Consider the following 23,157-nt stretch of genomic DNA (forward strand, 5'->3'; position numbering starts at 1 on the left):
GCGCCAAGGATAGTAGGATTCGAGAAATTGTCGCCTGCACTGCTTACACTTGTAGCATTGTCTCCCTCGACGATGCCCGTTCTTAGCGACTTGAGTTGAATTACATTGAGGACATTTCATTCTTCTATCATGCCAAACCAAGCATTACCCTTGCAGCAACGCCGTATTTGACTCTTTCCGTCAAGCCGATAGCGCAACGACTCGCAAGTTTGGCGGATTGGGACTAGGATTAGCAATTGTTCGTCACTTAGTCGAATTACACGGTGGCACTGTGCGAGCAGAGAGCCAAGGCGAAGGCTTAGGAGCCACTTTCACCGTTCGACTTCCACTCATGCAAACTTCATCACAAGCAAACCCAGACGATCGATCACCCCAACAGTCTCTCAATTTAAGTGGCATCAAAATTCTGGTTGTAGATGATGAAATCGATACACGAGAATTGGTGACGTTTGTATTAGAGCAACAAGGGGCACAGGTGACATCTGCTTCATCAGCCCATGAAGCTCTGCAAATTCTAACTCAGGCTAAGCCGGATGTGTTGCTAAGTGACATTGGCATGCCGGATATAGATGGCTATATGTTAATCCAGCAAGTAAGAATGTTTGCACCTGAACAAGGAGGACAGATCCCAGCGATCGCGCTAACTGCTTATGCTGGGGATGCTGATCAGCAACAGGTAATTGCCGCAGGCTTTCAAAAGCACATCTCAAAACCGATTGAACCAGAGGTATTGATTCAAACAATTGTAAGCTTAGCTCGAGCAACGTAATTCATGGTATTGCTGCCAATTAAGCGATCGCTCTCTGCTTTGATGAGTGCACAACACTCACAGCTAGTTTCTTCTAATCCAGATCGATCCACAATGGTCATCTTGCCGTATTTGTAGGAAACAAAACCTGCGTTTTGTAATTTAGTAGCGGCTTAACTCACCCCTGCTCGTGAACTTCCAGCATTTGGGACAAAAACTCATGGATGAAAGGTTCTATCTTTGAGTTTCACGATAGAACCGTAAAGAGTTTGTTGCTAAAAGCTAATTATTTTACCTGTACGAAATAATTGATTGAAATTACTACTGACATCGCCTAACTAGCCTTCTAAAGGCTGCGTGATCTTCGTAAACACTACGAAAGATGCGGCTGTACGAGAGCGTGACGGCGACACCTCGGCTTAGGGTCTACCGCCCTAGTAAAAGAGGGCAGGCATTGCCACCTGCATGGAGCCGACACTCTTCGCGCTGAGTGCCTGGAGACGGGCTTGCTCAGTGCAAGGGAGGCTCGTTGGTGTAATCCCGTTTATAACGGAGTAATCCTAACGTTCTATCCCATGTTTTCACAAGAAGGTGGGCGACCGAGACAGACCTGTCCACAGGACGGGCCGTGTTAGAGGAAGTGGTGAGAATCCATGAGAGGGGGCATAGCCTACGGCACTGCTATGGCGTGTTACCTCTTCCAGCGTAGGGAGCTTGGGCGTAGTGATGCGCTCAACCGGAGGATAGGATACTTCGGCGATCGCCAGAAATGGTGACGGTGAAAAGCTCAACTATGAAAGGCGCGAAAGCGCTTGCTGGTCAGTATGAAGAGAGACGCAAGGCCGAACCGCCGAAAAGACCATACGTCAGTAAAGGGGAGCTTCTGCTTTCTGCCCCTCGAAACCTGGAATGGGAACGGCACAGCCGTCGGCGTATTGGTTCTGCTGATAGTAATCAGCTAGCGACGTGACTCTTCATGCAACTTCTGACGCTAATCGAGGATGGTCTTACAGAGCCGAAGATTGGCAACTTCGGTGCGTACTTTGTCCAGGTACGTGATTCAAACCTGTAAGACCGGGAGCGAGGAGCAAGTAGGTGCTGCTAATCATGCAGGTGACGAAGTGGCAAGGCAGTCACAGCGTCATTCGCGCTTGGGAGGTGGTAGCCCCAAGCATTCTGCGACTACGAAAGCTCTGAGGAGGTTTCATGCCTCTCGTACAGTTCCTTCTTTTTCTGTGGGGTTGGCGGTGCATCTGAAACACGGTGTAGCGCCAACCTACTCCATGCTGCTTCAATAACTCCAAACTCAAACACGGTGAACAATGTACATCTAAGTAGCTAATTTTTCAGTAGTTGTAACAGCTATATGGAAAGTGGGTTCCGGGCGACAAATCCCGTTCAGGAGAAGTGCGTTTGTACGCCGAAGGTTTACCTTCCAAGGTTTTCTTTATGGTGAAGGTACGTGTTTTAAAAAGGTTGTGAATGAAGGTTCAGAACTGAAGGAACAAACAATGGCTTTTGCGGATTGGGCCTTATCAATCCGTTCCTTGAGAGTTCAAGTGATGGGAGAAACAGAAATGAAGTACCAATACGAGGTGAAAACTCTAGGACACTTCTTACGGCGAGTTGCAATAGATTATGTGCGGCACGGCTACTTCTATTACGCCCTTCGGGAGATCCCTCCTGACAAAGACCCCCAGTTGGTTGAGCAGAAGCTTATTACAAGCTACGAAGTCACGAGGTGCCGAACTAGGCGCTTCAGGAGAAGGCAGAAAGGTTTAGCAAATGTGCAGTATGTTCGGCTTGGTTTTTCTTTTGTGTTGCTTGCAACTGACGGTTATCATCGCACTTTTGAGCGAGTGAAGAGTTACGACATCCGCATCGCGCCAATTCATTTTCGCGGTTACTCCATCGGCGTAGAACAAGGAAAGCCTTGTGTGAAGGTTTGCCACGATGAATGGAAACGAATAGAGTATCGATTCCTAAAAATCGGTTTACACAATCAAGAGGTGGTGGAGAGGAAATTCAGTACTCTTCCGTATTGCCAATTTCCTGGTGTTATTCGGCAGAAATATGCACTCGTAAAAGCGATCAATACTCGTAGGAAATTAGCGGGACTCTCTTCCATAACTATCATTTTTCAGGAAAGCAAGAAGAATTTATGCAACCTGTAGAGGGAAAAGACACCTCCGATATTTTGGAGATAGTCATTCTAAGTCCTCATACCTTGTCGTCCGGCTCAGAGGCTATGTTAGCTGGCTGACGCTACATAAGTGACATTGTATAGATGAAATTCATTCCGGGCTAACCCTTCCCAGTATGGCTTTTCTGGGTTAAAACCAGGCTGCTTAAGAATTGCTTCAAATGCCTCCTGGCTTTCCCATTGACCGTAGTTAAACATTCTAGTACCATCCAGACTGCGATGAAAAGTCGCTGAAAGCAAGCCTGATGAGTTGCTCATTGCCCGGTCTAATTCAGCAGCGGTTCGCTTGATCATCTCTGGTTGATGCATTGGCATCATGCGAAATTCAGCTAGATGAGTGACGCGATCGCCTTCAGCAATTTCAACTTGTGCCGATTGAGATCGACTGGCCGTGACTTCCAGCAAAAATACCTCAGGCGGAAAAAACTCAGTAAACACAGCAGGACGAGGCAAACTGCGATGGTCAAATTTAGGATGCCATTGGCTATAGATAAACACTCGCACGCTATCTAGGCTCCGATGCACACTGGCAGATACAAAAGAAGAACAATTAATCCAGGATTTAACTTGTTCTTGCACAATTGCCTCAATCAAGGCCGCCTGATGCCGCTCTGCAACGGTGTATAGATCCAGCCCAACGAGCGCGGTATTTGTGCGGTCAATCTGCACCATCTTTATATCCTCCTAATCAAACACTACATCACGATTGTGCTCGACTCTCATAAATTAGCTGATTCAGTGAAAACGACTTGGTGAAGTGACATCTGAAATTCATTATTGGCAAGCGATCTCATGACTTGGAGCGGTTCCGCCATCGGGGGATTTGCATTCATCTTGGCGTATAGTTCCTGAGAACTCCACAATCCATAATTGATCGCACGAGCACCATCAAGCGATCGATGGAAATGCGTAGTAATGAGTCCAGATTGTCCTGAGATTTGCTGGATTGCTGCTGCGGTTGCTTCTAAGAAACGAGGTTGATCAGCCGGATTCTTCAATCTGAACATTCCAAAGTTAACTAGTTCCGGCATATTCACTCTGATTTGCATCTGGCTGTCTGCTGGCTCAGTCATAAAAATGTCGTAAAGGTGAGAGTCTGGTGCGAAGAAGCCAGTAATCTTAGTTGCCAACGCAATATCCCGGTTATTGATATAAGCCTGATAACTAGCTTGATTTTGCCACTGCACATAATTGACCACCTTCAGTCCATCTAAGCTGCGATGAATGGCGTTTGCAATGTACCCAGATTGCTGTTTCAAAATATCGTGTGTGTAGGAAATCAACTCATCGATCAATAACCACTGTTGATCGGGCTGGGTGACAAAAATATCCAATTCTGCCAGAACTGAATTGTCCTTAAATACAGTGAGCATTATGGCAATTCCCTTTTGTTAAGTATGCGTTAACTGCTGGAACGAAACCATAGCAGTCCCAAGCAAGGATACAGAGTCTGCTGGCTGCTGTATAGCCGATTCTTGCGGCTTTAGAAGATTCTTGCTACTTTTGAAGAAATTGTTTGGGTGTCACTCCAGTGAGGCGTTTGAAGTGTCGCCCAAATTGGCTTTGACTGGCAAAACCGACTTTCAAGGCAATACTTGCAATACTTTGTAACTCCTGCACCATCAATTCCTGTGCCCGCTCAATTCGACATCGAATTACATACTGATAAGGAGAGTAACCTGTAGATTGTTTGAACAATCGGGCAAAGTGATATGGACTCATGTCAAGTTCGGTAGCGATCGCCTCCAGAGACACCTCTTCTGCTAGATGAGCCTGGATGTAGTCGATCGCTTGCTGCAATTTATGACCGGGTAAACGACCAGGATACGTCCGTATTTTTCGCGTTTGATCGGAGTAACGCCGCAGCAGATGAACAGCTAATGCATTTGCCATCGACTCAGCATAAAGACGATCGCTTAACCCATCTCGTTCTAATTCTGTTTTCAGGGTTAAACCGACTTGCTGGATCAAAGGGTCACAAATCTTAAGCTGCGGCACGATTTGAATATGCTCTGCATCGATCGATTCGTACGCAGCAGAGGCAAACAGCTTTGGTTCAAGGCGAAGTAACAAAAAATCTGCATTTACATCCCAGAACAGTTTGCGATGCAAATGAGGAGGCGTTATCATAATGTCGCCTTTAGCCAAACAATCGTGGCTGTATTGCCCGTCGATTATCCGTTCTAATTGAATGGGTTGACCCAGATGAATGCTGATGAGATATTTCGGCAGGCAACACTCAGATTTTTGATTTGCAGGCTGATGATGGTGTTCAACCCGAAGAATGTCTGAGGTAGTATCTTGACTTCGCAAGATTGGCAATCGTGGCACAGTTTGTAAGACTACGTTTTCTTTAATAGAATCTTGTTCATGCACTCTGTTCATCCCTATCAGCTTATACAGCTCTGCGTAAAGGTCAATAACGAACTATCATTTTTCACTATTTCATTGGAACCTAATTCTACTGATAGTCTTGCTTAAGGCTAGACATCAAGAGATAGATCTTCGGCTGCGTCTTTGATGGGTGATTTAAGCCAGCTAACGGTCGCAATCACCGGACACCAATAATTCTTGCCGACAAACTACATACTTCAAAGTTCCGGCGCATTGCGGTTGTTAGACAGTGGCTAAATATACTAAGAGGCTCACCCTGTATAGCTCGCATTGAAGCCCAATGCGTTATCGATCGTTGTTCCTGAGATTGTTTTCGCTGCGTCGCTTGCCAGGAAAAGTGCTGTTTGAGCAATATCCTCTGGCTCAATCGCTCCAGCATTACCCAGTGGGCTCACTGAATTAATCAGTGCGTCCTGTTCCTCTAGACTGGAAACACCCATCGATCGCATTTGCCCTTCACTGCGATACATCGGTGTGTTGACTGCACCCGGCGCGATCGCATTGACGGTGATGTTGTATTGCCCCAACTCTTGGGCAGCCTGCTTGGTCATGCCAATCACAGCCCATTTAGTCGATGTATAGGCACCATTGCCAGCAAATCCAGCCCTGCCTCCTACAGATGCCATATTGATGATTCGTCCGCCACCCCGTTGCTTGAGAAAAAGAATGGCAGCTTTTGCCGTATTGAACACACCATGAACATTGACATCAAAGACATCATGCCAGAGTTGAGGGGTGCCATCCTCAAAGCTATGCCAAGCCACATAGCCCGCATTGGCAACGACAATATCAATTCCACCCAGTTCGCGGTTCGTGCGTTCAGCCGCAGACTGCATTGCGGCTAAATCTCGAACATCTACCTGAATTTGCAGAACCTTCGTGCCATATTGCTTAACAGAAGTCACGGCTGCATTGAACTCATCCATATTGGACACGCGATAACCTGGTGAAGAGTTCAAACGAGCGGGATCGGCAATATCGAGCATGGCAACGTCGGCACCATTCATTGCAAAAACTTCTGATATTGCCCGTCCAATCCCTCGCGCCGCTCCAGTGACGAATGCGACTTTTCCAGCTAAGGGAAGCGTATTTGAAGGTTGAGGCTGGGCATTGGACTGAGTGGGAGCCTGTGCCGTTGCTTGCTTGGTTTGCAAGGGCGATAGTCCTGTTCCCAATGCCATTCCGGTTGCAGCCAGGGCAGCACCTTTGATCAATCCACGACGCGAACGATTTAGCTTCTTCATTGTTTGCTCCTCATCAGCTCTGAGGACAGCTTATCGAAGCAGTCACTTGGGAAAATTGTAAAATCTTGCTTAGCTTGCCACCTGCTTGAAGAAGCCTTTGGGCGGAATGCCGACGACTCGCTTAAAAGCTTTGGTGAAATGCGCTTGGTCGTAGAAGCCGACCTGCAACCCGATATCCGTCAGATCTGGTTTACCCGCGATCGCAATCAGCTTCTTGGCACGCTCGACTCGGTTTTGCAATAGATATTGATGTGGGGAAAGCCCCAATGATTTTTTGAACAGACGCGCAAAGTGAAACGCGCTCAGGTTCATCTGTTCGGCTAAGCCAATTAGGCTCAACTCCTCGCTTAGATGTTCGTGGACGTACTCGATAATCTGCTTTAGCTGCTGCGATGAAAGTTTTCCAGAAGGTTTACGCAGTTTTTGCGGACGACCGCTGTGATGCTCAATCAGATGGAGGGCAAAAGCAACTGCAAGCGATTCACCATAAAGCGCACCACAGTAGCTTCCCGACGCTAATTCGGTTTTGAAGCGACGAGTAAAGTCAGAAATCATTGTGTCCGCTTCACCTCGACGGGTTAGAAAACTAATGTTTTCTGAGGCACCCGTATCTTGAAACGCCAAGCGAACAAATTTGGGGTCAAGGGCGATCGCCAAAAACTCAAAGTTGCCCCACCATCGAGGAAAGTTGATATCTCCGTGTGTCTGTAAGCAAAAATCACCTGGGTTCAAAGTTGTTTGTCGCCAACGCCTGCCTTCTTTCCATTCGTAGTGAACAGGTTGACCAATGTTGACCGCCAAACGATGCCCATCGATATAGTGTTCGGGCAGTTCAAGCGATGAAATTCGGTGAAATTCAACAGTGATTCCCTGCCACCCTGCATTCACGCTCGAAAACAACACACTTCCATCAGGAGCAGCCGGAAAGACATCTCCAGTTTGACTGTTAACGAGATGAATCTGGCTATCTGACATTGGCACGAAGAAGTGATTTTAAGTATATTTTGGACTGAAATTCACTCTACAGGCAACCTTCTGATTACTGTCCCTACATAGAACGAGAAGCTCTACCTAGTTAACCTAAGCGAAGGGATCGCTCCCTCCGCTCGGCTTCAAAACCGTGCTTGAGACTTTCACCTCACACGGCTCCTGAGATACCGACTCTTTGTCATAGACACCCGTTCAATTGAGTGGGTCGATTCACTTAACTTCCCTGGCTTGCGACCTCCCGGTTGGCGGCTTGCGGAGATTGCTCTCCTTATCCCACCGTTGTGACGAATCACTCAGCTTTAGGCTTATAAACCGTTACTAAGCGCGGTTGCTTGTCAGTATCCCGCCCTACGTCTGCTTATCCTCTGGCTTTCCCAAAGGCATTTGCTTTTTAGGGCATCCTCCCCATCTGCTACATCCGGTTGGCACCTACTCAGTTTCCTGAGAGCAAGCAGAGGGTTACTTCGTTCCAAATCACCGTAATCGAACCCTTAGGATGCTGCTTTCTGCCGGGTTTAATGGGAGTACATACGGGTCGCAACCGTAAGCGCCCGCCCCAATATCCTTTGCCTTTTGGCTCCAGCCTAACAGCCTGATTTGGCTGGATTGACCTCACGACAGTTCAGACACAGCTTCGATGAAAGCTATCCATAGACTCATGCTGGGCGGGATGACCGGATTAGGCTTCCAGCAACCGCCTTTTCACCTCGCTTTACGGATTGATGACCAGTCGCTACCGTAGAGGTGATGCTGTTACCCCTTGCACCTGGGGAGAGGGACTTACACCCTCACGATGATCAAGTTGTCGAGGTTCTATCCTCGCCATCCGTCCCTGAATATCGCTATTCATTTTGGATGAACGAATCGCACACGGCAAAGGTCAGCGGACGCAAACAACCTTTGTAAGCCAACAAAAAAGGCTAACTGTTCCGCTGCAACACGGTTGCTATGCTGCATTGCTAACATTTCTAATTAGCTCTGCGATCTCCCTTGCAATCTCTTCAACAGTGTATGTTGCTGTATTTCTGGCAACCTTATCAGCTAGTGACGGGCTAAATTCAATAACTTCTTGCTTTGAAATTTTGTGCCAAATAGGAAGCAAAATCTGCTCTCCAGTTATTGTCCTTGTCACAATTCCATCTAATTCATAGTTTGTCCATCCTTTATTGATGAACGACTGTGAAAGCACAACAAGCCCTACTCGACTCTTTGCTAAACCACGATCAATTTTTTGTCGAAGACTGTCTCCGATTTTGAGTTCAAACTCATCATACCAAACGCATAATCCCTCACTTTGAAGTGCATTTGCTAACGGCCTTACGATTTCATCCTTATCTTCTGATGCGTGAGAAATGAAGACATCATAATCACGTACCTGATCAGCGAAATTAGGCAAAGACTCAGGTTGGACTAAGCCAGGAACTGAAGACAACGGAGCATCTTGTATCGCTGGTAGAGGACTTGGAAGCAAACGAGCAGAAGACCTAACGTTACCCCGCAGTCCCATCATGTCCACAGCAACATGCCAATGCCCCGATCGAGGAATCTGAAGGCGAACTGGAGACTTTCTCGCTAAGCCACCTATGTACCTATGATTACGCCCATTTCTGTAGCTCTGAAAGTTAGAACCATCTATTAGACGAACGTTTGCTGCGCTACCTGAAAGGGTAATTTCTACAATTTCACCGCTTTTACAGTTGCCCAAATCATGATGTACAAATTGCATAAGAGATCAGCAGATGAACGATTTTCTAGGAATAGCGCTATGTCCAATATTTCTTCAGGAAAAGCGCTATATGTAGCCTAGCTCGCGTAACTCAAAGCGGCCTTTACGAACCAGCCTCAATACTAAAAACAAGCTTAAGATTTTTCTGAGTTAAGGGAATTTGAAGTGTGTCGCCTGCCCTCACCAAGCACTCTGCGGCATAACAATGCCCATAACCCGCCGCCAGTAACCTCTCGAACTTAACCAGCAGCCTCTCAACGGTCGGGTTCATGGGCGTTGTCAGATGTCTGGCAACTACTCTCAAATTGCCCAAGAATCAAAGGAATTTCATTGAGTTCATCAATGATTGCATCTGCCTCTTTTGCATCTTGCCAGTACAAACTGCGTTTCCAAACTGTCTTCATCTCTGCGTTCTTTGCACCCATGATATCTGCTTCCGGGTGATCTCCAATAAACACAGTGTTTTTAACTGTCACTCCCAATCGCTTCACGGCTCGATGAAAAATTTCTGCTTGTGGCTTTCTCACTTGCTCGATTTCAGAAATCAAGATTACTTCAAAGTAGTCTTGAATCCCTAGTCCTTCAATGGCGCGAGTTTGAAAAGTTCCCAAACCATTACTCACAATACCCAACGAGTAGCCCTGCTGTTTCAACCCACTTAACACCTCAACGAGAAAAGGGAAAGAGACACAATGCTTCTGAAACTGTGTCTCATAATCCTGACGCAATGCCTGCCAACTCAACTCCTTAATCTCAAACTCCGCAACTAGCTCTTGATAAACCTTATCCTTCCAAACATGACCGCGACAGTCCACCTCGATAAATCTGCTAGTGTAAGCGGCTTTAGGAATGTGGCTCAAGTGAGTGATGAGTCTGTCATATTGAGCTGCAACGAACTGTTTGATGGATGTATCGCGATCGAGCAGCGTTCCATCTAAATCGAAAAGGACTGCTTGAACCATTCATCGAACTCCTAACGACTATCTCAGAATTGCGTCCCAACGACCGAAACGAAGACAGCTAACGTTCCGGCTGAACGGCTGCAAGTAACTTTTGCAACATCACCAAAATCTCTCAACAGTCCGCTCCAGCCGGGTTGTTATAAGGCTGGGCTATGAACAAACCGATAACCGACATCATACTGTTTTTGCTGGAGTAGATGTCCATATTCTTTATCCCATATTCCCTTTTCTAAATCTTCTCGCAACTGGGATAAACCATTGTCAAGCTCATCAGTATCTATCTTGGCAAATGAAGAGATACCACTGCGAATACTGCTATCAAAGTAAAGTTCTGGTCTTGCCCAACCAACCGCCGCAAACGAATCTGATAAATTATGCGGCAACGAGAAAGGGATCACATTTACCTACATGACCTACAACTGTTTGAATTTCATCCATTAATTGTGGAATTGGCAAAAACGTAGATTCAACATCTTTGATAAACGAGGGAAAATACTTGGTCAACCAAGGTGGATAGCCAGAATCTTTCCGCATATTTCCAGGTTCACCATTGAGATAGGCAGACGTACTATTAGACACACCGTAGAAGTTGGTTGCTCAATTACTTGCTTTACTCCTGCTGAAGTTCGTCCCACAAACTTGTTACCTGTCGAAGACTTAAGTGGTTGCCGTTTCCCAGAATCAGGTGATCAAGTACGGGAATGCTAAGAAGCTGCCCTGCCTGAAGAAGTTGGCGAGTGAGTAAGATATCTTCTGTACTTGGCTCCACATTCCCAGAAGGGTGATTGTGACCGACGATTATCCTCGTAGCTCCTTGTCGTATCGCTTCCCGAAAAATCTCACGGGGATGTACTACTGTTTCGGTAGCTGTTCCGATCGCGATCACGCGACTGCCCATCAGTCGATTCGTGACATCCAGTAGAAGTACGGCAACCTGCTCCTGTGTCTGCCACATCAAGTCAGCTGTGAGTACCGCAGCAGCAGTCGCCGGATCGTCGATGAGCGTTCGTACTGGAGGGCGAGAGAGGAAGACTCGTTTACCCAGCTCAACAGCTGCAAGGATAGTCGCGGCCTTTGCAAGACCTATCCCAGAGATTTGCATCAACTCTTGCACCGTGATGTCTCGAAGCCCCTCCATAGGGTCACGCTGATCGTCGCTCAAGACTTGAAGGATATGCTGCCCTAACCCGACAGCTGATAGCTTCCCCGATCCTTGCCCAGTACCTAGCAAAATGGAGAGGAGTTCCCCCGTAGAGAGGCTTTTAACTCCGGACGTTACCAGGCGATCGCGGGGGCGTTCTTCAGAAGGCAAGTCTTTGATTCGGAGCGTATGACGAGGTAAAGAAGCCTGACTGTAGTGATACTCTGTTACGAGCGCTCCCTCATCGTCCCATAAAGTCAGCTCTGCAAGATTATCAATGAAGGGATGAGAAGAACCACGTTCTCCCTGTGAGGTGTGAACTTCAGGTGAGTCACTCATAAGTTCCCATTGGGAAAAGTGTTGTCTGGCAGACCATTGAGGCAGTCAGAAATCTGTCAATTTGTTCTTACAACACCACGGACTATCAAGTCATTCCTATTTTTTCCTTCCACGAAAGAAACTAGTTATTAACCCATCATTTTCCGTGGAACACTACAGCGAATTTTCACTTCATACTGTCGTTCTAAACCTGTATCTACCTGAGTATTCAAGGTTTTTCAAAAAATAACTAAGGCTAAAACCAACTCTGCATATCGATCTTTTCAGACCGTGGAACATTTTGGGATCGTCTGCAAAGGAGTGCCCAACTTCTGGGAAGCTCCACACCAAAAGCTTTCTAAGCTTTGCATTGCTTCATGGATCAGGTTCTGAAGGAAGTTCTATTGCTTCGGTAATTATGTCCCAGAGGAGGTTGTACTGGAACTGCTCCACGTCAGCAGATGGCGTGCCTGCCTCTAGCTCTGACCCACTCAGGAGAAATGGCTCATGTGTTTCTAAGCTATGGTTTGTTCTTTGGCTAAATTGTCTGAACTCACTATGGGCTTTTTCACCCGGAGTAAGATGTATCCACCAATCGGGTGTTCCGTCACTATCCACGGTCTCTTCAAAAGCTACCGCTTCTAAATAGCCGGATCGCTTGTGCGGTTGCATCACCTTGTACATCTGTTTTTTCACTTGCTTTGCGATCGTGTAACGAGTCAGGGCAGAGTATATGCAGAAGTTTGAATAGGTGTATTTTGCAAAGGGTAGCTTGTGTTTAATGGCCGCAAACACTTGAGGGCTAACCAGTTCATAGAACCGCTGCGCGGTCGGAGGTAGCACTTTCAGATAATCATAATCGAGAGGACGAGTGCCAGCGTTGTTCAAAACCTCACGATATACATCATTGAGGATGATGTATACGGCATCTGCCTTTCTCCCGTTTGAGAATCTCTCTCCCGTAAAAATGACGCTATAGCGGTTAAAATCCCCTTCAATCGTCCGCTCTACCCCGTCCTGCCCCTGGTAGCTCACCTTGGCGGTAATACCTGTATGGGCGTTCTGGCGAAGCGCTTCCTTGATATCGCTGGAACAACCTTCACTCAGCCCAAGCTCTCTACAAATTGCTCGAAGGCTCCCCAGTCGGATTACTTTTGGCTTACTTCTTCCAGCTTCTTCAATCCGGCGGTTAATCAGTAACGTATCAAGCTTATAAGCAAGCTCCCTTGGTTCACCGTAGTTACGACTAGGAGAAACTCGCCAACGAAACTCTTTTCCAGTTTTATCTTTTCCTCGTATGTCTATATTAAGAATTCCCCTTTTCGCCAAATGGTGAATCGGAAATCGGAGTAATTCCCGTTCAACCCGAATAGGATTAAACGGCAAAGCTGCCGATTTTCGGACTTGGCGTTTGGGTTTCATGTATCTCTATTAAGAAACTACGAACAAACGAACTATAAAACTATTAGTCTAGTTCGTCTATTAAAGTCTTATAGTCTAAAAGTCTAGAAGGAATTTAGTGATTGATTCTATATACTTAGAGCCTATTTTGTCTCCCGAAACCATGCAATTCGTCTCCCGAAACCATGCAATTAGGACTCTAAAACCATGCACTGTATCTCCTAAAACCATGCAGTCTGTCTCCCGAAACCAGGCGAGTCTCCCGCCATTGTCGTGCGTGAGTCTCCCAAAACCATGCAGTTTTTCTCGCAAAACCATACAGTAGCTATCCCCTAGCCCCCCCTGTACGTTCCCCTTCCAATAATCGGCTACTAGGCCAGAGGATTTGTGGTAGGTAGAGTAAAACACTCCCTATTTTTTTTGCTTTTAGGTTAGATTGTTCTCCCGAAACCATGCACTGTTATCTAATAATTTTAGTGGGTTAGTTATTTCTCCCTTCAAAAGCCAGATTGTGCTTAAACTCTTCTGCTGTAGTTTACTTGCCCCTCACAAGGTTTCTAATACTCAAACTTACAAACTTACAGACTTACAAACTTACAAAATTTCAATCTTTGTAAGTTTGTAAGTCTGTATATGAAATCTTTAGCTCTTTTATCTTTTAAGACTTTACAGTACTACTTCTATCTGTAATGACAGACTTTCAAAGTACCAAACTAACGAAACTACAGAGTTCAAGAGTTGCAAAGTTACAGAGTTACAGAGTTAGGGATTGTAAAGTGAAAATATTGGCTATTGTGAATGGCAAAGGTGGAGTAGGGAAAACCACAACCGCGTTTAATCTGGCAGCAATCTATGCAGAGCACATGCGCGTGCTGCTAGTAGATGCAGATCCGCAAGGAAGTTCTACCTGGTGGGCAGAGCAGGGAGAGCAGAAATTTGAGCTTGCCCATGAAACAGATCCAGCTCTCCTGACTAGGCTACAGACTGTGACCGAGTACGACCTGGCCGTATGCGATACGCAGCCAGCACTTCGTTCGGAATCCCTTCAGGCGGTAGTTAAGTCTTCTGATTACGTAATTCTGCCCTCTCCACCTGCACCAATGGATCTCAAGGCGCTCATTGAAACAGTTCAACAGGCGATCGCCCCCTTAGGAGTGCCTCACCGAGTGGTACTGACACGAGTAGACCCTCGCAGAATCAAAGATGCAATGGATGCCCTAAGTAGCTTGATGGCAGCAGGGATTCCCGTCTTTAGCTCCCTGATTCGGCAGTACGCCGCTCATGAGCGGGCCGCACTAAACGGAGTACCGATTACCCAATGGAACGACAAGAATGCTCGCGAAGCAGAATCTGACTACAAGCGATTGATTGATGAACTAAGACGAGAATGGAACAATGGCAACGAAAAGAAACCTTTCTGATCTAGTTCGTCAAGAATTTCAATCAACCAAGCTATCTTTACAAACTATCGAAGTTACAGACTCTGGTACTGTTCTCACGTCAAATGCAGTGATTCCTCCGGTTTTGCTTGCTGAATCTCTCTACGTAGCCCATCCGAACGAACAGACTCCCAAACTTACAGAGTTTGTGTCTACCGAACTTTCGGAGTCTGAAATTAACAGAGTACCAAAACACAAGACGCTTGACCGAAAGGAAGCTCGCTTACGCCCAGATCAAGTGGAGGGGCTAACGAAACTGACCAAAGCCCTTAATCGCAAGCGACGTGGGGAAGGGGAACGTATTACAGATAATACGCTCATCAGAATTGCAGTCGATTTACTGCTTAAGCGAGCAGACGAGGTCTCAGGAAAAACAGAGGCAGAGATTCAGCAAAACTTTGGTCTGAGTGTAGCTTTGGAACACAAGTGAATTACATCAGGGAAATTGCACTTAATTTTTTCCAAGCCAAAACATCCTACAAAGTACCGAAGTTACAAACTCTGTAGTTCTCAAAACCACCTTCTCTTCCGGTGTCAGTCTTTTGGTCGTAGCTGAGTCAATTTCAATTTATCAGCGTAGTTGTGATCAATCATTTGAGTTGAGGTATCGCACCATTTAGCGATAACGCTACTCGGCACGCCCTTAATGAGTTGCGTTGTTACAAAAGTATCTCGACATGAGTAGGGAGTCGTCTCAGCTTTAATTGGAGTGACAACACTTGACCATGCCCGTCTGGAGAAATTTCGGTAGTTGATTGAATCCCCATCAAGAGATGGAAATACAAGGCTCTGCGGATCAGGGTTTTCAGGTCGGATGGATTGCAACAGCACTTGTATTTTGGAAGAGACCGCAATTCGACGTGTGCGATTATTCTTACTGCCCTCAGAGCGTACCCGACGATTACCAATCTGTACGAGAGATCCCTCAAAACTGACAAAATCGCAGTCCTTTGAAATATGTTTCCACTGCAATCCAATGGCTTCACTCGGTCTACATCCTACCCCGAATAAGAATTCAACGAACGGTGCATAGTGGCGGTAGTTCATCCCCTTTCGCTTATCCCCCTTGAACGCTTCAATGACGCGATCGCATTCTTCTTCTGTAAATGCATTTGGTTTTGGGTCAGTTTGATAGCGATGCTTCGGTAATTCTTGTGCCATCCCATCGTAAGGATTGGCGGACACAAGCCTGTGCTTCATACCCCACTTACAGGCAGCAGACAGATACATCAATGCATCTTTTGTTCTGGAAGAGGTTGTGACTTGTTCAAGAGCCTGTTTGACTATGAGCGACTCATCAATAGTCAAATCGCCCACCTTCGCAAAGAGCCGAGTTAGGTTGTCATACTTTTCACAGGTCTTTGGCTTCAGGCTTGATTGTTTATCAGCGGCAAAGCGTTCCCAGAGTGCCATCACCGTCAAACTTTGAGGCTTCTTGAGGTTCTCTACTACCGTCAACTGAGGAGGTTGAGGTCTCCCATATTTTTCTAATGTGTAATCAAACCGTTCTAAAGCGATGTCTGACTCTATCAGTTTCGCTTTTGCTTCCGCTGCTCTCCGATTTACATCGGTATCAGGCAACCCTAGAGAAAGATACTTCTGTTTCCCACCAAATAGTTGCCTTGGCAATCTGAGACGCAATCTTCCTTGAAACGACTCAACACTTACTGATCCTTTAGGAGATTTGCCAGGTTTGCTATACATGACAGTGACTATGAAGGAACAAATGTTCTACAATTTCATAGTCAAATCATAGTCAAAATTCCCCCAAAGATATCCTTAGATGCCTAATCTTTACGAAAATCTATATGAGCTGCTCTTCTAAAAAGCGGTCTCTGCGTAGCTTTTATCGCTTGCAGAGACCGCTTTTTAGGAGTCTTAATTGTATGGGCGATACTGGATTCGAACCAGTGACCCCTTCCGTGTGAAGGAAGTGCGCTACCACTGTGCTAATCGCCCACTGTCAATTGTTTTTTGTAACCGTTTTTCAGTATATCTCGAAAAGATGGAATTCTGGGAACATTTGCGGTGTCCCTATGGGTGAGAGGTCAAAAATTCGGCTTTTCAAGGGACTGCTGAAGATTTGGGCAAATGGTTTGAGCCATTCGATTACTATTGGGATATTCCTCCCAGCCGGACAAGATGCCCTGTAGCTCAAACTTTAAAGTTTCCAGTGCTTCAATTTGCTCGGTGATGGACTGCACCTTGGCTTGCAGGTGTTGTTTTACTTCGCCACAGGGCAACTGCCCTTCGTCGTGAACAGCTAAAATTTGGTGAATTTCGTTAAGGCTCAGCCCAAGTGACTGTGCACGTTTGATAAACGCCAATCGGTTCAAGGCCTGACGGTTAAACAGACGATAGCCGGATTCGGAGCGATCTACCGTTGGCGCTAATAGCCCGATTTCTTCGTAATAACGAATGGTTTTGACGGGTAAACCGCTGCTAGAAGCGACTTCACCAATTTTGAGGAACTTCTCTTGAGGTGCCAGAGTGCGGCTTGTCATGGTGTCTGACCTGATAAAAATATTTCAGGTTCGGCGAGGCGGAGTTTTGCGAGACATACTCAATGTGGGAAGCTGAGGGCGAGAGGAATGCCCCGGCAGGTAATGAATCGGTGCGCTACTCGGAATTTCAATTTTGCTTTGACGAATCTTCCACCAGCGCAGGGCGATCGCCACGCCAACAAGTCCTACGCCCAGAAACATGAGAGAGAGGCGATCGCCCACGCCACCAATTACTGCATCCACACCCCCGACCGTAATAATAAAGCTTGAAATAGGTTCCTTACGATATCCAGACTTCAGCATCCGTGACCAGAGTAAGTTCATTGCGGCTCGCTTGTCTTCAAAATACGCCTTTGATTCAGGCAATCTGTTTAAGATCTACTAAGAGAGATCTACACTGTTTATCCACCTGTGAACTCCTTATCTCTAAGCTAGCTCATCAAGCAGAGCAAATTATAGGAAATATAAACAGACCAATAAAGTTCACCGGAAACGGATTACTCGTTCTACCAATTGGTAAACCAGTTGAGGAGCAAGTTTAACAATGCTTCAGCGAGGGCAAACGATCGTGCAGCCCTAAGCATTGCTGAATGCGGGTTATGTTTCACCAATCTCAATTCCCTTGTAGGGCATGGCAATGCCATGCCCTACTCATACCTGAGATCAGCAATGCTCACCCCTACCGAGGGAAAATTCTTTTGCCAAAACCGATTTAGTACAGACCTAACCAGGACAACAGCCCTTGTCCAGTAACGTATTCAATAGCTAGCGTCAAAACGAAACCAATCATAGCGGCGCGCCCGTTCAAACGTTCTGCGTAGTCATTAAAGCCAAACTTTGGCTCTTCTAGCTTGGGGGTGACAGTAGGTTGAGGTTGGGTCATCGTTTTGTTACAACTCTTTGCATTACTTACATATTTTATAGCAATACGATTGGTTGCGATTGTCGGAGGCAGAAGAAGCCGATTCCTCCAACCGCAACTCTTTCAAGAATCAGAGAGACCTAAATTATTCTGCGTCATCGCTGACATCGGGCTCGACCGGTTGAGCTGAAGGTTGCGAGGGTGTTGATGGTGGGGTTGGCGCAGCAAAGGAAGAAGCAGGCGGAGGTGATTGATAGGGTTCTGGTGAGGAACTGACAGGTGAGGGTTTAGCTGGCAATGCTGCGGACTGGGTGGGCTGTTCTGCCAGAAGTCCCAACTGTTCTTTTGCTTGGGAGAGCGTAAAACCAACGCTATTCTTTCCGGCTGACAGTAAGGCTCTGCCTGCCTCGGATACAACCCGATCTGGGCTAGACTGCTCGATGCCAGACAACCATGCTCGAAAGCTGCTGCCTAGCTGCACAGAGGTTTTCCAAAACCATTCAAAAGCAACGAGAAATAAGCAAATTAGCAGCCAGAGTAATGTCGCTGTTTCTTTGAGAAGATCCCCAGTAAGCAGGGCTGCCTGCTGATAGGTTGCACCTGTTTCGGGTGCAGACAGGCGCTGCCAGAGATGAGCAGCTTGAGCTTGAATTTTATCCATTAGATGCCTCTATCTAACTTAAGGATTTATGGAAAGGTGAGGCGGGCGATCGCCCAACCCCTTGAAGGCTGTCAACTTACGATTGATATCTTAGCCACATCCTGTCCCTGATTTGTCTATTGGGGTAAAACTCTCTGACACAGCGGGTCATCTGATGAGGTGACTCCAAAAACCCAGGCTCACCCAGACAGGCGAGACAGATGGATGAAGTGCGATCGCAATTGCCATCGTAACTTTGAAGATATAGTCACAGGTTCTACCCACGCCTGAATCTAGCTTGTGAAGGGACATCCAGCAAATTGTGATGCAATCTGAGCTTGATCTGCTACTTCAACAAATCCGCCGAGATATCCAGGCTTTGGAAGACACACTTCAGGAAAGGGGCAAGTCAGCACCTAACACACATACGCCTCTGTCGGAGCAAGATCAGCAAGCTCAAGTACTTTGGCAAAAGCTTTATACAGAGCATCTTTATACAGAGCATACAGATCCCGATGAGATGGAGATGAGTTAAAGCAGGAACGCTGACGTTAGGGCTCCGTTAATGTCGGGCAAACTTAACATAAGCACAGCAAAAAATATTTGGCGAGACATTTGCTGGATGACCTTGCTGAAAGCGACAACGTTTAACCTGATAGAAATATCAGGTTTTTTGTTGGGGTGATCAGGGTGGTCGAAAAACTGTTTGAGATTGGTCGGGCAATAGAGCGTATTCGCGAGGCAGTGCGTCCCTTTCCTAAAGCCGCTATGTTTGCGCTGGCAGATGAGGGATACGGTTCGCCGTTTGAGCAGCTTGTTTCCTGCATTATTTCTATTCGTACTTATGACGAAGTCAGCCTGCCCGTTTCTCGGCGGTTATTCGCGCGTGCCCAAACTCCAGAAGCAATGAGTCGCCTAACTCCTGCTGAAATTGAGCAGTTAATTCAAGACTGCACGTTTCATGAGCCGAAGTCGCGACAGATTCATGCGATCGCCCAACGCATCGTGACGGACTACAACGGTGAGTTGCCCTGTGAGGCAGAGGTGTTGCTTGCCTTTGATGGTGTTGGTCCTAAATGCTCCAACCTGACTTTGGGAATTGCCTGTGGTCAAGCGTGCATCAGTGTCGATATCCACGTTCACCGAGTCACCAACCGCTGGGGCTATGTGCAAACCCGCACACCCGAAAAAACACTCACTGCCCTTGAAGCCAAGTTACCTACTGTTTACTGGGTAGAAATTAACCAACTGCTGGTTCCCTTTGGAAAACACATTTGCACAGGCAATCTACCCCACTGTTCAACCTGTCCGGTGGCAGAAATGTGTCAGCAAGTTGGGGTAGAAAAGCATTGCTAGCTTGAATCTGGCTCACAAATCTCCCGCCGGGGAGAGGTGTAGACGGCGATTAAGACGAACACTGATGGATGTTATTCAGTTCAGTTTCGTCGAGGAGAAAAGTCTATGATCTTATCTACGTTATTAGCTGCTGCCCAACAAACTACTGCTCGTGCTGGCAATACCTGGGGGTTGCCAGAAGCTCTGATTATGAGTATTTCCTGTCTTGTAATTTTGTTCTTAGCTAGCCGAGGAATTGAGCGTCCCCATGATGGTCGTCAGATGCCTCTGCCTTTCCCAGAACTGTTCAACAACATCAGTGTAGGAGGCTTTTTGGGTGCAATGAGCTTTGGGCACATTGTTGGCTCTTTGTTGATTTTGACCTTGGCGGACTACATTAGCTAAGCCGAAACTTCTAATACCGACTTAAACAGATTTCGCGACACATTAATTTCTGTAGGGGTGCACTGCGGTGCGCCCCTACCCACATCTACAACATTCTGTAGATATATTGCCTGTCCCGTAACTTATCTTCCTGGATAAGTTCTTAAAATGCGCCCGGTGACTTCCTGCCCCAGCCAAGGAGTGTTGTTGGAAAGCGATTTGAGAGCTTGTGGCGTAATTTGCCAGCGGTGCTGTGGGTCGAATAGAGTTAGTTCTGCAACTTGACCAGGTTGCAGGTTGGCAGGAGTTTGCCCTAAACAAAGGGCAGGGTTAGTGCTGAGATATCGCCAGAGCGATCGCCCCTCCCAGTTCCCCGTCTCCACAAACTTCTGCCAGAGCATAGGCAGCGCCAGTTCTAGACCAATTGCTCCTGGAGGCGCTTCAGCAAAGGAAACGGTTTTTTCTTCGTAGGTGTAGGGGGTGTGGTCAATGGCGATCGCATCCAGCACGCCTTCCTCTAAACCTTGAATCAGAGCAGCTTGATCGGGCGAATTGCCTAGCGGTGGCTCTAGACGCAGGCTAGGATCATAGCTTTGAACGTTAGACGTGTTGAGCAGCAGATGCATCCACGTCGTACTAGCAGTAATTGGTAAACCACGGGATTTTGCGGCTCGAATCAACTCAACGCTGCGGGCCGTGGAAACGCGCATAATGTGGACCGGAGTGCCGATGGTTTCAACGCACTCCAATAGCGCCGCTAGGGCAATAGTTTCGGCAATCGCTGGACTGCCTGGTAAGCCTAGCTGCATGGATTCTAAGCCCTCTCGCACCACCCCATTTCCGGCTAGCTGGCGATCGCAGCAAGAGAAGGCGATCGGTTTACCTAAAGGCTGACAGTATTCTAGTAGTCGGCGCACTAGCGCCCAGTTTTGCAGCGGGCGACCGTCAGCAAAGCCAATTACTCCGGCAGCGGCAAGTTCTGCCAGTTCGGTCATTTGCTCGCCCTTGACCTGAGTGGTGAGGGCACCCCAAAAGTCAACTTGGGGGATGGGGCCAGCGTGGCGCAGCAGCGATCGCACTCTTTCCACACCTGCCGGATTGTCGATTGCGGGGTCAGTGTCGGGTAATAACGCCAGTCGCGTGAAACCGCCTGCGAGTGCAGATTGCATGAGTGAATCTAGAGTTTCCCTAGATTCATATCCGGGTTCGCCGGAGTGGCTGTAGAGATCGACCAAGCCCGGTGCCAGGATCAGGTCGGGGCGATCGCAAACTTCCACATCTTCTGGAAAATCTGCAATCTGCGCCTCTACCTGCTGAATCACACCATCGGCAACCAGCACATCTGCTACGTGATCGGCATCAGACACCGGATCAAGCAACCGCACCTGGCGAAATAGCTCAGCCATCTACAATGCCCCTGCCGCCGTCCGGTCTAGCACGCCGCCTAAGTGAGTCGTGATATTCATCGCCTGAATCACAGGACGAGCTTCAATGCCATGTGGGTAGTCGATCACGCTAACAGCTCCATTGCCCTGCTTAAATGCCCAAAAGCGCTCCGGCCCAGCTCCAGCCAGATAACAGAGAATTGCTTTGTTGACCGCATCATGGGCAACGACAAGAGTAATTCCAGGCGGGTCGAGCTGAGCGGCGGACTGGACGATCGCATCCCAGGCAGCGATCGCCCGATCCCACACCTGCTGTAAATTCTCACCTTCAGGCATTTGCACGGTTTCAGGGGCGCTTTGCCACTGGGCTAACAGTCCAGGATAGCCCTGCTCAATTTCTTCCTCCAGTTTGCCTTCCCAGAGTCCGTGACTGATTTCACACAGGTTTTCATCAAGCTCCAGGTTTAGACCAGGATGCCTTTTCAGAATCGCCTCGGCTGTTTCTTTGGGACGTAGCATTGGGCTACTAACGGCTTTGGCGATCGCCACCGATTGCAAGAACGCGCCTGCCTGCTCTGCCTGCACCCGCCCCTGATCATTCAACGGCACGTCAATTTGCCCTTGAAATCGCTTTTGACGGTTCCAGTCGGTTTCCCCATGACGCACCAACAGCAGACGTGGACCTCGCTGTCCTTGACGAGTTTTGGGCAACACTTCGCCCATGTGTCCAGTCAGGTTAACGGATTCAAGCTGTACGGGCTGCCCTAACCCACCCGCAAAGTTCAATACGCTGATACCGCAGTTGGACTGATAAAAAGTCTGATAGCTTTCGGGTTGCAGCCCAATGGCAGTGCTGAGCAAAGCCCGATTGATGCCGCTGTGAGCGACGACTAGAATCGTTTCCCCAGCATGGTCGGGTAAAACTTCCCGCCAAAACTGCTTTGCTTGCTCGTACAAGGCCGGTACCGGAAAGAATTCTGTCGTGCCATTCTCATTAGGAACCTGCATGGAAAGTTCGTGGGGGCGATCGCGCCACAGCCGATAGCCTTCAGGAAAACGCCGCTCAACCTCATCAAAATCCAGCCCTTCCCAGAGAGCCAGGTTGATTTCCTTCAGGTCATCACGAAGTTGCAGCGGTGGCACTGAGCCTGAGGAATCCTGCTGTTCCAAGGCCGATAAAATCAAGGTTGCAGTTTGCTTAGCGCGTTGCAATGGGCTACTGTAGGCAGCACTAAAGCTTAAACCTTGCAGGGCACTGCCGACCTGACGCGCAGCAGCTTCGCCCGCATCCGTCAGGTAAGATTCGTCAAAGTGACCCTGAACTTTACGCAGGACATTGTAGGTGCTCTCGCCGTGACGCACGAGAATGACGCGAGTAGCCAGGGCTTTATCCTCCACTAAGGTTTGTTTACAAATTGACCTGTCGTTTGAAAGAAACGCAACCGAGCCTCATTTCTTTCAAGAACCGCAGGATCAACAGG

At 47.5% G+C, this 23,157-nt stretch carries 26 protein-coding genes, 1 tRNA gene and 1 pseudogene; 8 read left to right on the forward strand and 20 right to left on the reverse strand.

Going from position 1 to position 23,157, the window contains the following annotated elements; translation table 11 throughout:
- Positions 1 to 163: 163 nt before the first annotated feature.
- Positions 164 to 769 (forward strand): annotated as a pseudogene (locus H6F88_RS22475) (response regulator); the annotation flags it as partial.
- Positions 770 to 1,329: 560 nt separating this feature from the next.
- On the opposite strand, the gene H6F88_RS22480 reads toward H6F88_RS22475, so the two are convergent.
- On the reverse strand, positions 1,330 to 1,539 hold the full coding sequence (locus tag H6F88_RS22480) for a hypothetical protein (RefSeq protein WP_190644969.1): 210 nt from the start codon (positions 1,537 to 1,539) through the stop codon (positions 1,330 to 1,332).
- 231 nt (positions 1,540 to 1,770) lie between these two features.
- Between H6F88_RS22480 and H6F88_RS22485 the strand changes: the two genes are divergently transcribed.
- Together H6F88_RS22485 and H6F88_RS22490 are read left to right on the forward strand one after the other, a co-directional pair.
- A complete protein-coding gene (locus tag H6F88_RS22485) occupies positions 1,771 to 2,046 on the forward strand; it encodes a hypothetical protein (protein ID WP_190644970.1) in 276 nt (91 codons plus the stop codon).
- A 213-nt stretch (positions 2,047 to 2,259) separates the two neighbouring features.
- Complete coding sequence (locus H6F88_RS22490) at positions 2,260 to 2,922, forward strand: hypothetical protein (RefSeq protein ID WP_190644971.1); 663 nt, start codon at positions 2,260 to 2,262, stop codon at positions 2,920 to 2,922.
- Between the two features lie 77 nt (positions 2,923 to 2,999).
- Here H6F88_RS22490 and H6F88_RS22495 read toward each other — a convergent pair whose 3' ends face one another.
- From H6F88_RS22495 to H6F88_RS22545, 11 genes are all read right to left on the reverse strand, one after another.
- Positions 3,000 to 3,623 carry an antibiotic biosynthesis monooxygenase gene (locus H6F88_RS22495; RefSeq protein ID WP_190644972.1) on the reverse strand — a complete coding sequence of 208 codons (624 nt, stop codon included), beginning with the start codon at positions 3,621 to 3,623 and terminating at the stop codon, positions 3,000 to 3,002.
- Between the two features lie 47 nt (positions 3,624 to 3,670).
- On the reverse strand, positions 3,671 to 4,324 hold the full coding sequence (locus H6F88_RS22500; RefSeq protein ID WP_190644973.1) for an antibiotic biosynthesis monooxygenase: 654 nt from the start codon (positions 4,322 to 4,324) through the stop codon (positions 3,671 to 3,673).
- A gap of 124 nt (positions 4,325 to 4,448) precedes the next feature.
- A complete protein-coding gene (locus H6F88_RS34615; RefSeq protein ID WP_199333754.1) occupies positions 4,449 to 5,327 on the reverse strand; it encodes an AraC family transcriptional regulator in 879 nt (292 codons plus the stop codon).
- Between the two features lie 269 nt (positions 5,328 to 5,596).
- Entirely contained in the window at positions 5,597 to 6,589 is a 993-nt protein-coding gene (locus H6F88_RS22510; RefSeq protein ID WP_190644975.1) for an SDR family oxidoreductase, read from the reverse strand.
- Positions 6,590 to 6,658: 69 nt separating this feature from the next.
- On the reverse strand, positions 6,659 to 7,564 hold the full coding sequence (locus tag H6F88_RS22515) for an AraC family transcriptional regulator (RefSeq protein WP_190644976.1): 906 nt from the start codon (positions 7,562 to 7,564) through the stop codon (positions 6,659 to 6,661).
- Between the two features lie 961 nt (positions 7,565 to 8,525).
- Complete coding sequence (locus H6F88_RS22520) at positions 8,526 to 9,305, reverse strand: DUF1883 domain-containing protein (RefSeq protein ID WP_190644977.1); 780 nt, start codon at positions 9,303 to 9,305, stop codon at positions 8,526 to 8,528.
- A gap of 254 nt (positions 9,306 to 9,559) precedes the next feature.
- Positions 9,560 to 10,267, reverse strand: coding sequence for an HAD family hydrolase (locus H6F88_RS22525; protein WP_190644978.1), 708 nt, complete (start codon positions 10,265 to 10,267; stop codon positions 9,560 to 9,562).
- A 137-nt stretch (positions 10,268 to 10,404) separates the two neighbouring features.
- Positions 10,405 to 10,665 carry a hypothetical protein gene (locus H6F88_RS22530; RefSeq protein ID WP_190644979.1) on the reverse strand — a complete coding sequence of 87 codons (261 nt, stop codon included), beginning with the start codon at positions 10,663 to 10,665 and terminating at the stop codon, positions 10,405 to 10,407.
- Positions 10,640 to 10,846 (reverse strand): hypothetical protein, encoded by a 207-nt coding sequence (locus tag H6F88_RS22535; protein WP_190644980.1) that lies wholly within the window; start codon positions 10,844 to 10,846, stop codon positions 10,640 to 10,642. Before H6F88_RS22535 ends, H6F88_RS22530 begins: the two co-directional genes overlap by 26 nt.
- Positions 10,847 to 10,877: 31 nt before the next feature.
- Positions 10,878 to 11,747, reverse strand: coding sequence for a DNA repair protein RadC (radC, locus tag H6F88_RS22540; RefSeq protein WP_190644981.1), 870 nt, complete (start codon positions 11,745 to 11,747; stop codon positions 10,878 to 10,880).
- Positions 11,748 to 12,101: 354 nt separating this feature from the next.
- Positions 12,102 to 13,148, reverse strand: a complete 1,047-nt coding sequence (locus H6F88_RS22545; protein WP_190644982.1) for a hypothetical protein — start codon at positions 13,146 to 13,148, stop codon at positions 12,102 to 12,104.
- Between the two features lie 755 nt (positions 13,149 to 13,903).
- Between H6F88_RS22545 and H6F88_RS22550 the strand changes: the two genes are divergently transcribed.
- Entirely contained in the window at positions 13,904 to 14,548 is a 645-nt protein-coding gene (locus H6F88_RS22550; protein WP_347277729.1) for a ParA family protein, read from the forward strand.
- Complete coding sequence (locus tag H6F88_RS32785; protein ID WP_199333755.1) at positions 14,523 to 14,996, forward strand: hypothetical protein; 474 nt, start codon at positions 14,523 to 14,525, stop codon at positions 14,994 to 14,996. The genes H6F88_RS22550 and H6F88_RS32785 overlap by 26 nt, the downstream gene beginning before the upstream one ends.
- 104 nt (positions 14,997 to 15,100) lie before the next feature.
- Here H6F88_RS32785 and H6F88_RS22560 read toward each other — a convergent pair whose 3' ends face one another.
- From H6F88_RS22560 to H6F88_RS22585, 6 genes are all read right to left on the reverse strand, one after another.
- Positions 15,101 to 16,270 carry a tyrosine-type recombinase/integrase gene (locus H6F88_RS22560; RefSeq protein ID WP_190644984.1) on the reverse strand — a complete coding sequence of 390 codons (1,170 nt, stop codon included), beginning with the start codon at positions 16,268 to 16,270 and terminating at the stop codon, positions 15,101 to 15,103.
- A 183-nt stretch (positions 16,271 to 16,453) separates the two neighbouring features.
- Positions 16,454 to 16,525 (reverse strand) — tRNA-Val (locus tag H6F88_RS22565).
- An 89-nt stretch (positions 16,526 to 16,614) separates the two neighbouring features.
- A complete protein-coding gene (locus H6F88_RS22570; RefSeq protein ID WP_190644985.1) occupies positions 16,615 to 17,070 on the reverse strand; it encodes a heavy metal-responsive transcriptional regulator in 456 nt (151 codons plus the stop codon).
- A 24-nt stretch (positions 17,071 to 17,094) separates the two neighbouring features.
- Complete coding sequence (locus H6F88_RS22575) at positions 17,095 to 17,394, reverse strand: hypothetical protein (RefSeq protein ID WP_190644986.1); 300 nt, start codon at positions 17,392 to 17,394, stop codon at positions 17,095 to 17,097.
- A 388-nt stretch (positions 17,395 to 17,782) separates the two neighbouring features.
- Positions 17,783 to 17,953 (reverse strand): hypothetical protein, encoded by a 171-nt coding sequence (locus tag H6F88_RS22580; RefSeq protein WP_190644987.1) that lies wholly within the window; start codon positions 17,951 to 17,953, stop codon positions 17,783 to 17,785.
- Between the two features lie 124 nt (positions 17,954 to 18,077).
- Positions 18,078 to 18,593: a hypothetical protein gene (locus H6F88_RS22585; RefSeq protein ID WP_190644988.1), complete on the reverse strand. Its 516-nt coding sequence runs from the start codon at positions 18,591 to 18,593 to the stop codon at positions 18,078 to 18,080.
- Positions 18,594 to 18,897: 304 nt separating this feature from the next.
- On the opposite strand from H6F88_RS22585, the gene H6F88_RS22595 reads away from it, so the two are divergent.
- The 3 genes from H6F88_RS22595 to H6F88_RS22605 all read left to right on the forward strand — a co-directional run bounded on the left by H6F88_RS22595 (position 18,898) and on the right by H6F88_RS22605 (position 20,312).
- Complete coding sequence (locus tag H6F88_RS22595; protein ID WP_190644990.1) at positions 18,898 to 19,107, forward strand: hypothetical protein; 210 nt, start codon at positions 18,898 to 18,900, stop codon at positions 19,105 to 19,107.
- A gap of 155 nt (positions 19,108 to 19,262) precedes the next feature.
- A complete protein-coding gene (gene nth / locus H6F88_RS22600; RefSeq protein ID WP_347277730.1) occupies positions 19,263 to 19,928 on the forward strand; it encodes an endonuclease III in 666 nt (221 codons plus the stop codon).
- Positions 19,929 to 20,033: 105 nt separating this feature from the next.
- Positions 20,034 to 20,312 carry a photosystem I reaction center subunit PsaK gene (locus tag H6F88_RS22605; RefSeq protein WP_190644991.1) on the forward strand — a complete coding sequence of 93 codons (279 nt, stop codon included), beginning with the start codon at positions 20,034 to 20,036 and terminating at the stop codon, positions 20,310 to 20,312.
- A 122-nt stretch (positions 20,313 to 20,434) separates the two neighbouring features.
- Here the strand turns inward: H6F88_RS22605 and H6F88_RS22610 are convergent, their stop codons facing one another.
- Positions 20,435 to 21,697, reverse strand: a complete 1,263-nt coding sequence (locus H6F88_RS22610; protein ID WP_190644992.1) for a dihydroorotase — start codon at positions 21,695 to 21,697, stop codon at positions 20,435 to 20,437.
- Positions 21,698 to 23,074: a histidine phosphatase family protein gene (locus H6F88_RS22615; protein WP_347277731.1), complete on the reverse strand. Its 1,377-nt coding sequence runs from the start codon at positions 23,072 to 23,074 to the stop codon at positions 21,698 to 21,700.
- Between the last annotated feature and the right edge of the window lie 83 nt (positions 23,075 to 23,157).

The sequence above is a fragment of the Oculatella sp. FACHB-28 genome (assembly GCF_014696015.1).
GTDB lineage: Bacteria > Cyanobacteriota > Cyanobacteriia > Elainellales > Elainellaceae > JAAUTN01.